The sequence below is a fragment of the Flagellimonas aurea genome (assembly GCF_017313785.1).
Taxonomy (GTDB): Bacteria; Bacteroidota; Bacteroidia; order Flavobacteriales; family Flavobacteriaceae; genus Flagellimonas; species Flagellimonas aurea.
Window position 1 is genome coordinate 1 of the sequence record NZ_JAFLNL010000023.1, and the last position, 8,504, is coordinate 8,504.

The 8,504-nt window shown below is 37.6% G+C and carries 15 protein-coding genes; 14 read left to right on the forward strand and 1 reads right to left on the reverse strand.

The window, feature by feature from the left end:
- The 5 genes from J0656_RS19890 to J0656_RS19910 form a co-directional block, all read left to right on the forward strand.
- Positions 1–443, forward strand: a 443-nt coding sequence (locus J0656_RS19890) for a hypothetical protein (RefSeq protein ID WP_207037067.1), incomplete at its 5' end; no start/stop codon positions are given.
- Between the two features lie 63 nt (positions 444–506).
- On the forward strand, positions 507–758 hold the full coding sequence (locus J0656_RS19895) for a hypothetical protein (RefSeq protein ID WP_163624602.1): 252 nt from the start codon (positions 507–509) through the stop codon (positions 756–758).
- Between the two features lie 2 nt (positions 759–760).
- Positions 761–1,015 (forward strand): hypothetical protein, encoded by a 255-nt coding sequence (locus J0656_RS19900; protein WP_163624600.1) that lies wholly within the window; start codon positions 761–763, stop codon positions 1,013–1,015.
- 235 nt (positions 1,016–1,250) lie between these two features.
- Positions 1,251–2,390, forward strand: a complete 1,140-nt coding sequence (locus J0656_RS19905) for a replication initiation factor domain-containing protein (RefSeq protein ID WP_163624599.1) — start codon at positions 1,251–1,253, stop codon at positions 2,388–2,390.
- Positions 2,390–2,617, forward strand: coding sequence for a hypothetical protein (locus J0656_RS19910; protein ID WP_163624597.1), 228 nt, complete (start codon positions 2,390–2,392; stop codon positions 2,615–2,617). The genes J0656_RS19905 and J0656_RS19910 overlap by 1 nt, the downstream gene beginning before the upstream one ends.
- An 8-nt stretch (positions 2,618–2,625) precedes the next feature.
- Here J0656_RS19910 and J0656_RS19915 read toward each other — a convergent pair whose 3' ends face one another.
- The gene (locus tag J0656_RS19915; RefSeq protein WP_163624595.1) at positions 2,626–2,886 is read right to left on the reverse strand and encodes a hypothetical protein; all 261 of its coding nucleotides are present in this window, start codon (positions 2,884–2,886) and stop codon (positions 2,626–2,628) included.
- Between the two features lie 135 nt (positions 2,887–3,021).
- Between J0656_RS19915 and J0656_RS19920 the strand changes: the two genes are divergently transcribed.
- The 9 genes from J0656_RS19920 (at position 3,022) to J0656_RS19960 (ending at position 8,383) form a co-directional block, all read left to right on the forward strand.
- Positions 3,022–3,777 carry a hypothetical protein gene (locus tag J0656_RS19920; RefSeq protein ID WP_163624594.1) on the forward strand — a complete coding sequence of 252 codons (756 nt, stop codon included), beginning with the start codon at positions 3,022–3,024 and terminating at the stop codon, positions 3,775–3,777.
- Positions 3,778–3,869: 92 nt separating this feature from the next.
- On the forward strand, positions 3,870–4,643 hold the full coding sequence (locus tag J0656_RS19925; RefSeq protein ID WP_163624592.1) for a hypothetical protein: 774 nt from the start codon (positions 3,870–3,872) through the stop codon (positions 4,641–4,643).
- A 260-nt stretch (positions 4,644–4,903) separates the two neighbouring features.
- Positions 4,904–5,386 carry a hypothetical protein gene (locus J0656_RS19930; protein ID WP_163624461.1) on the forward strand — a complete coding sequence of 161 codons (483 nt, stop codon included), beginning with the start codon at positions 4,904–4,906 and terminating at the stop codon, positions 5,384–5,386.
- The gene (locus J0656_RS19935; protein ID WP_163624591.1) at positions 5,386–5,616 is read left to right on the forward strand and encodes a hypothetical protein; all 231 of its coding nucleotides are present in this window, start codon (positions 5,386–5,388) and stop codon (positions 5,614–5,616) included. The genes J0656_RS19930 and J0656_RS19935 overlap by 1 nt, the downstream gene beginning before the upstream one ends.
- Before the next feature lie 57 nt (positions 5,617–5,673).
- On the forward strand, positions 5,674–6,168 hold the full coding sequence (locus J0656_RS19940; RefSeq protein WP_207037070.1) for a peptidoglycan DD-metalloendopeptidase family protein: 495 nt from the start codon (positions 5,674–5,676) through the stop codon (positions 6,166–6,168).
- Complete coding sequence (locus tag J0656_RS19945; RefSeq protein ID WP_163624587.1) at positions 6,169–6,471, forward strand: hypothetical protein; 303 nt, start codon at positions 6,169–6,171, stop codon at positions 6,469–6,471.
- Between the two features lie 14 nt (positions 6,472–6,485).
- A complete protein-coding gene (locus tag J0656_RS19950) occupies positions 6,486–6,902 on the forward strand; it encodes a hypothetical protein (RefSeq protein ID WP_163624585.1) in 417 nt (138 codons plus the stop codon).
- Between the two features lie 474 nt (positions 6,903–7,376).
- A complete protein-coding gene (locus J0656_RS19955; protein ID WP_163624583.1) occupies positions 7,377–7,775 on the forward strand; it encodes a 3TM-type holin in 399 nt (132 codons plus the stop codon).
- Positions 7,775–8,383: a hypothetical protein gene (locus J0656_RS19960; protein ID WP_163624581.1), complete on the forward strand. Its 609-nt coding sequence runs from the start codon at positions 7,775–7,777 to the stop codon at positions 8,381–8,383. The genes J0656_RS19955 and J0656_RS19960 overlap by 1 nt, the downstream gene beginning before the upstream one ends.
- The last annotated feature ends 121 nt before the right edge of the window (positions 8,384–8,504 follow it).

Genomic DNA, 8,504 nt, shown 5'->3' on the forward strand with positions numbered 1-8,504 from the left:
CTTCTAGTGCGTTCAACTTAAATTTCATAGTTATGTGTGACCAATTTACTACAATTGGCGTTAAACGCCAACGCCGTTTAAAGAAAATCGTTAAAAAGCATGAGCGCAAAGAACTCTTAACGTTTAAGACGGCCTATCAAATGAGGGATACATCTCTCGACCTAAACACTTTTCAAAGGAATGCTAGGCGTTATTACGCTACACAGCTACTTGGTACCAGATTGGTACTGTCACATCCATTTACTGACGTTCATGGACGCTATTTGAAATCCGTTGTACTTGACTTTTCATTTTACGAAAAGGACAATTATATCCATGTACAGCCATTTGTACCATCCAAAGAAGCTAATTACGGTACAACTACGGTAAACTATAGCATTTGGTTACACGCTAAATCTCACAGGGATTTGTATTTGAAGCTTTTGAAGCACGATATACTGTAACGACCACAAACATTTATGGAGAATCTTGGAGCAGCATGCAGAAAATGCATGCATGGGCAAACCATGTCCAAAACGAAATGGATTTTTTGTACGTATTGGGTTGAGGTTGAGCATTGTATGCATTCCTGTATTTACTACGAAAATAAAGAGGATTCATTCTTTCAATCCCTTAAGCCCTACGATCAAAACAAGTATTTGAGGATGGTCAATACCAACCTAACGGAAACCCATAAGGAGATTTTTGGGGATTCCGAAATAATCAAGGCTATGGAAAGCCATAACAGGAATTTAGAACGGATTGGAAATGTCTTTTGAATATGAGGATTAAACAGGGAATTGCATTTGTAGCATTTGGCACAAAGGAAACTGGTAGAACTGGCTATGATTGGTTTAGGCTTTCAAGGCGTAAAGTTGATGACTTGGCTCGTTCCCTCTCCCGTCTCCCCAATTTCTACTATGCAAAGATTTACCTGTACAAGAGATTGGGCAAAGGAAAAGGATACCCGATAAAACCTCATGTTGCCTATATCTATTGGGATAAAGACGGCTTTCTGACCACAAAGTATAATTAAAATTTTTTCTACTACTCATCCCCGCGGTTCAATAGCGTAGCGAATCCGCTTTAGCGGTGTGATTGCGTAGCAAACACTAAAACAACTTTCTAATGAGATTACGATTAAGATTCTGGAAAACCAATCCACAAACCAAAAGCGATTTCAAAATCGCTTTCACTTGGTCATTTCTAATGACCGTGTGCATCAGCTCTACATTTTACTTCTTTTTTAACCTTTTAACATACTTCGGAATATGCTAGCACCAGTAAAAACAGGCGTTCACGTCCCCGATAGGTATAACGGGGACTTACTCGACGGGTACGGTCTGAACATGGATTTTTTGATATTGAACCTTGAAGGAAACCCGTTAACGGAAAGTATCGACGGCCTTACCATTGAATTGGCTGAATACGGCACCAAGGTTTACGAACATCGGGCAAACCTTACCTATGATGGCGAAAAATTTGGAACAATCGTGTTCAAACCTCGTTCCTCTGTGGTTCCAAAGAACTTGGTACAAATGCAACTCGAAAACCACCTTTATTATACAACGGATGGCAATGAGTTAAAGGAAATGGTAAAAACCGTAGTTGAAATGCTGGGTTTGACCTATCAGGGCGTGAACCGTATCGATGTGGCTCTCGATTATATGCGGGAACAAGTCGAAATGCAACAACTTTTCCAAGGCATTTTTGAGGGTAAATTCTTGATAAAGGGAAGGCAAAAAGATGTGAACTACTACACCACTACCCAAAAAGGAAAAACCATCCTTAATGGTGTACAGGTTGGAAAACGTGGTACTTCTCGATTTTGCAGGATTTATAACAAGTCCGTTGAAATGCAAAAGGGAGATTTAAAACCATACATAGCGGATTACTGGAAAAACCTCGGTTTAAACGGTACTGTTTGGCGTTTTGAATACCAGTTAAGCAACAAATTCATGCGGGAACTGGAGAATGTTTCCCTAGATACGCTATTCAGTAAAAACTTTCTTTTCAATCTATTTCAAAAGGCTCGTGAAAATCATTTTGAATTGAAGCACAACACAGGAAAATCTGAGGTTAACAAGGAAAAGGATTATAATATTATTGACTTCGCTAAGGTCAAAAAGTTCCTTGGTATGATTGGGGGCGTTATCGGTAAACTCAAACGGACTATCAAGGAAACCTTTATAGGCCAACAACGTATGATTAAGGGACTTTTGCGCTCTTACTTTTCATCGGGTCACGATATTCGTTTCCTCCTCCCCGTCCGTGGTATTCTCGATACGTTTGATTTATGGGAGTGGTACAATATGAAAGTACCGCAATACATACAGGAATTTCGGGAACGGGAAAAAATCAAGATTATAGACTTGAAACAATACGAACAGGATTTTAAATTATATGCCTAATGAAAGTATCTAAGAAAATGTTTGCTAACTATTTGGGAATCCATCCTACCAATATTAAGCCTTATTATGATAGCTATTTACAAGATTTGGGGTTAAAAAGAAATTATTTGATACTATCTGATATTGCTCGTTTGGATGGTGTCACAATTGACTACGTAGCAGAATTGATGGGTATCACGGTAAATGTTAAGTGTGATTTTATCCCTGAAAAAATAAAAATAAATTAATTCAGAAATTAATCGGGGTATATTTTTAAAAATTCCTGATATAATTGTTGACTTACATTTTTTAAGCCCCTTATAACGGTTTTGTCATCGGCAATAATTAATCGCATTGTACCCCCTTCCGCTTTGACTTTTTCAAATACACCTACAGGTAGGAGGATTTGGTTTCGTCTTGCAATTTCAAAAATTTCTGGGGAATTATATATTTCATTTCCTGTATAGGATTTACCATTTACGACTATTTCGAGATGTTTTATTATATCATTGTCCATATTCTGCTACATATAATGAGCGAAATATAGTGATTCTTAGTGATACATAGCGATTCTTAGTGTTATTAAATCCTGTACTCCCCTACTCTATATGTTTGTGTTGTAATTGATTATAAGAATTAAAACAATACAAATATGAAACTACACAGCGTACAAGCTGCTCAAACGTCTACGTTTGAAATCGATACTCCAAGTATGGGGCTTATTTTTGAGGAGATTCCTGCGGGGGCAAAAATCAAGGTTGACTTGGTAACTTCAAATGCCAATGATGTCAACCGTATTCCAGAAATCACGATTGAGGAGTTACTTGACATTTATTGCTATTTGGGTCTTGACCATGTACGCAATTATGATATGGGTAATGATGCATGGACTGAAAACCCTTTGGTTTTATTCTCTGCTGATGGTGTTCTTCCTTTTGATGATGATACCAAGTACAAAGTAACATTGTCAAACTTAGGCGGTGCAAGTTTTGATATTTTCAATTTGGACAGTGCCAAACTTGGCACGCCAATGGTCATCAAAAAAGGAGAGGTGCGAAGTACCGTTTCTGAGCGTACTGAAAATTACCTTAATGTTGACTTCCTATTGTTCTCAGGCGATACAAACCCTGAAAAACTGACCTTCTTGGTCAATGATTTGATTGCCGACGGTTCCACACAGGCAAGAAAAGTTGAGGTTTCATTTGAGCAAATGAGGGCTTATCAAAGAAGTTTTGAAGCAAGTATGTACAATCTTGGAAATCAAACCTATTCCAATGGCGTGTACAACATTGGTTATCCAATTGACCAATTGGATGCCGTCACAATCCACCATGATACAGGTGCAAGCGAGGATTTGAATTACCTAACCGTGGATTATAAAGCTACTCAAACAAGGCTTTTAAAATAAATTTTGGTCGTTTATCGGATTCCCCTGCCATAAGGAGTTTTGTGAGATTTAATCTTATAGCGGGGGTTTTCATTAATCAAAAGAGTGTTTAAATGAATTTAGTATATAATGGTGGTTCAACTATTCAAAGTACTGGTAATAGTGGTGGGAATGTTGCGGGCGGTGGTGTTTCTACTGTCTTTGCGACTGTTTCAAAGCTTTCCAGTATCACATCGGTATTTAGTGGGTTGATTTCTTCCAAGACCATTGCAAAAACCATCGGTCAGGCACTTTCTGACGGTTGGGATTGTTGGGGTTCAACTTGGACTCCTAGCCGTGCTGAAAATGAAATGGGTTATTGGTGTTCTCTGATTGCTCAGGAATTTAAGGAAAGCTTGGACGTTACCCGAAATAATTTAGAGGATTCTCTAAACAATTTCTTTCAAAACTTTTGGGGAGATATTGCAAGTGATTATGATTCCCGTAAAACTTTGGAAAGTTGGATAGGTTGGCGATATGATTCTGCTAAGGATTGTACGCTCAGGGGGCTTGTTGCCCTTGAAAAAGGTGTTGATGATTATATCTCAACAACTATTGTAAACGCAATCAAAGAAGTCTGTAAAGAGATTAATGCGGTTCCTACGATTACTACTAGGGAAATCACTTTGTACCGTACCGAGGACAATAAAAAGCCTTACAAAAAGACTGTTCCCAAAGTCAAGCTTGAATTAAAGGTTGATGTTGTTGAGGATGTGAAGGACTTGGCAGGTAATAAGTCTGTGCAGTTGTTTGGCGGTGTTGCTTTGGTTGTGGCTGCTTTGTTTGCTGCGTTCGCCAAAAATCCCGATGGCAAAAAGCGTAAAAAGGGTAAAAAGCTATTTAGGTAATGGCAAAGGGTAGTGATGCATTAGACGGCATAAATATCATTGGTTGGGTCTTATTGGGCTTCGCTGCTCTCTGTCTGTTCCTAATAATCGAATTGATAATCAAATATTTCAAGAAATAACAATTTAAAACTATGGAAAAAGTAAAGGAATTTTTTATGAAACCTCTGTTTTGGGGTCTTACGGTTGGGCATTTAACCCTAACTGTTCTGGGCGTTCTTGCGTCAATCATCTATGTAAGGAAATTTTCAAAATAGTAGATAATGGCATACAGAAACAACAATTATAACAACGGAAATAACTATAACAATCGAGGTTATAGGAACAACAATTATAATGGTGGTAACAGGGGTTACAATAACCGCAATAACTACCAAAACAATCAGCCCGCACCTAAAAGAAGTGGTGCAAAATACTCCGTTATATCCAAAGGGGATTTTAAGGGTTTCTTGATTGTAAACGCTTGGAACAAATCCCGTTCCAAGGGAATGATTACCGCCAAAGTGGCACCGTACAAGGATTCACAGGAATACACGGCAAAAACATCAGGTAAAACCTATATCACTATGATAGCAGAGGTATTTTATCGTGATACAGGTCAAAAAATGATTGTGCCATGTTCCATGAACAAACAAACAAGGGTTATCGTCCTATCTGATTTGGGTATGGTCATTACTCCTAACGGTTCTGGTCAAACCTCTGGCGGTGTTAAAGTAACTGGTTACTTCGGGAAATTCTCTAGATAATGTTGAAAGGTGTTTTAAAGGTTCTGAGTTATGGAAAGAGTATAGAAAAATATGCTCTTTCTGCTCAGGCCATTGCTAGGGCTTTTAAAAGTCTTGATGCCGATTTGCAGGACATTTGGGGAAATTCAGAAACGGTTAAAACTGAGCCAGTAAAGACGGTCAAAGAGGTTGTAAAAAAGGCACTTAAAAAGGAAAAGGACATAGAAACTACGGAGAATGAAAAAGGATAATTTAGGTTTTTGGGTGTTGATGGGTATTCTCATTATTCCCTTGATGATTGTGTTTATATGGCCAGATATATTGGAAAAAAAGACGGCTTAATAATTGGCTGTCTTGTATTGTCAATTTTGATGTTAAGTAGGTTTATGAGGTTTACATTATTGAATTACAAAAAAGCATTTCGTGGGTGTGATGCTTGGGGCTGTGGCTCCTTTGGTTCTTCCCGTGGTTCTCACTCTCATAGAGGGTTGGATTTTGCCGTTGAACCAAACGAAAATATTTACGCTCCTTTCCCTTGTAAGGTTGTTAGGCATGGTTACCCCTATGCAGGGGATTATGAATACAGGTTAATAGAAATCCAAGGTACTGGTGGGTATTCCGATTACAAAGCAAAGATTATGTATGTAAAGGATTTTCCTGCTGTTGGTTCTGTGTTCAATGAAAAAGAAGTTTTGTGCAAAGCGGATGATATAACCAAAAAGTATAGTTCATCAATGACCAATCATGTTCATTTTGAATTGTATGCAAAGGGTTCACTTATCAATCCCGAAATATTTTTTTAAATGAAAAAGAAAACAAAAAAGGCTAAGCAAATATATATCGCTTTGGGTGTTGCTTCCGTTGTGGCGATCATTTGGCTCCTTTGGAAAAATGGTGCTGGATTTTTAAAGGGCGGTTCGTCAAATAAGGCTGGTACTGGCTCAGAAACTGGAAAGGGTGGTACTGGTGGCGGTTCTACTGATAGTGGCTCTGGCAGTTCGGACAAAGATATTATTGTGGATAACTCGGAGGTTGTGAATTCCTTGGACGCCATTAAAGAAGCACTCGTTTCAAAGGGTACTGAAAATTGTGGTTGCGGATGTTAGAAAAGGCTAAACTAATGTGGAAAACGAATCCCATTTTGATATTGGTGTTTGTGGCCTTTGCCTTGGCTCTTGTGGTTGCCTTGTGGTCAATTCTAAGGAAATCTTTTGCCTACATATCAAATACAGTTAGGGGCTTGGGGTCTTCTTTGACCTCGGATGAGGCCAAAGCGATTGCCTCAAGTATTTATGCAGAGGTTAACGCCATGCAAACGGATGAGGATAAAATAGTTGAATATCTGTTACCGTTGAGCCTACCCGATTACTATAAGGTACAGGCAGCTTTCGGCATTGTTCCGTACAACTCAACATTTGATGAGTTTAGTGAAATTGGTGGGGATGATTCAAATTTAACAGAGGTATTAAATAAAACATTGTATGAAAGTCAAAAAGAAGAAATCAGGGAAAAAAACCCGTTTTTACCTATTCATTAAGTGGGGGCTTTTCGTTCCTACGTTCATCTCCGGTATCATTTACATATTGGCGTTCTTAATTGAATTGCTGACGTTTAAAAAGCTTACTGAGCAACATACTTCCAAGGATGTAAAAAACGCTCGTATGTGGTTTATATATTGCTCTTTGCCATTCTTTAATGAGAATCATCTTTTTGATTTGTGGTACAAGATGGAATATTTGGAAAGTAGGTTAATGGTCCAGATTTATAAGAAAAGGAGTTTTAATAAGACATTAAAAATGTTCGTTCCATTTGCTCGGTCTTATAACGCTTTGGAAGCCTATAATTTAAAAACAGGAAATACTTTAGAGTTTGTTGATGATTAAGTTGTGGGAATGCAATGTTTTTAGCCTTGTAGGTGTTGCAAGCTATTTGGGCAATTTGGAAAGTGGGTTAACCATTCTTCTATTGGTTACCGCTATTGTTTTGAACATTAGAAAATTATTTGATAAAAATGATAAAAGAGATACTTAGCATTTTTGGGGGGCTTGTTGGTAGTTCTGAGTTTCTGAGCCTTTTTAAGGGCAAGGAAAGGAAACTACAGGAATTTCAATTAGCACTTATTAAAGAATTGGAAAAAGCCAATTTCCAACAAATTGAATTGAACAAAGTTGAAGCCAGGCACAAAAGTATTTTTGTTAGTGGTTGGCGTCCTTTCATTGGTTGGGTCTGTGGTTCTGCCCTACTCTACCATTTTATTTTGCGTGATTTGGCGATGTGGTTTTTAACTGTTATTGGTTTGAGTCTTGAACCATTGCCCGCATTGGAACTAGGGCAACTTTTAAGCATCATCTTTGGTATGCTTGGTATGTCGGGATATAGAACCTATGAAAAAGTGAAAAAGATAGTATAATGATTGATTTTAGTTGTTGCGAAGTTGGTAAAGCTGTTAGGGCTTTATATTCAGAGAATGAGGTTTTAAGCATAAACCCGATTATTAAATCAAAGGATGATCCCTTTTATAATGATGGGAAAACGGTTTATTATGGTTCATTCCATAATCCTAGGAATGATATCGGCTTGCAATATCGGGATTTGCCAATTCTTGAAACTGGTGTAGATATTCTATTTGATAATGTTCCTAACCCTATTTATGATACATTTTCGGGCTATGAGATTAGTTTAAAAAATGCTTTGACTTCGTTAGATGATAGAACTTTAAAAATTGTTTTTAACACAGATAATTTGGGCTCTTATTCATTTGATTATATTGACCAAATAAAGTACGGCGATACTAATCAAGCACTTGATGCTGAGCCTTTGACTGATGGTCAAATAGTGGATAAAAAGTTTTTGAGTGAATCACTTTTTGTATTTGCTCCCACGGAAATAAGTTTAATGATTATGGGGGGTAGTCAAACTAGAAATTTAGAGGTTACTCCTGCTGAAATGGCTTTAATCGTTGACAAAACAGGGAAAGAGCATGTATTGACTATTTGGTTATTTGATGGTGTTAGCTAACAATTAAATTTGTTTTTGCCATACATCGAAAAAGTTAAAATAGGCAACATAATTTTTGTTTGGAATACTTATATTAGCATAGTCTTACCTGTCACTCGGTTGTACCCTTTGTAAATTATAG